Raw genomic sequence first — 423 nt, 5'->3', positions numbered from 1 at the left:
ACTCTGGGAACAAGGGCATCCGCGTAACTTAGCGGTCAGTTGGCAACAGCTACATGGTTCAAATAAGCAGTGGAAAAAACGGTATGGTTACCATCGTCGGTCAATCTCAGAAACTGCCATGTACAGGGTGAAGCAACTACTCGGTGGCAGATTAAGCCTGCGAAATTATAACGCTCAGGTAGGAGAAACTTATGCGATGATGAGGGCGTTGAACAAGCTTACAGGGCTAGGCATGCCTGAAACTCACTATGTAGTTTGATATTTAAACGATTATGGGGGGGCTTTGTTCGCTGAATCGATTTAGGAAACATATATGGACGCACCTCATGATGCAATAGCCAATTAAAGGGTACGGTCGCTAACATATATCCGACGTCATTTTTGGCCAATAAATAAATGGCCTGCGCCATGATGTAATACGCA

1 pseudogene is annotated in these 423 nt (G+C 44.9%); it reads left to right on the top strand.

Annotation, left to right across the window (positions count from 1 at the left end):
* Positions 1–259: pseudogene (locus tag J3L11_RS19030) on the top strand (IS5/IS1182 family transposase); the annotation flags it as partial.
* Positions 260–423 lie beyond the last annotated feature (164 nt).

The sequence above is a fragment of the Shewanella sp. 4t3-1-2LB genome (assembly GCF_017368415.1).
Classification (GTDB): Bacteria; Pseudomonadota; Gammaproteobacteria; order Enterobacterales; family Shewanellaceae; genus Shewanella; species Shewanella fodinae.
This window is presented reverse-complemented; position numbering and strand designations above follow the sequence as displayed.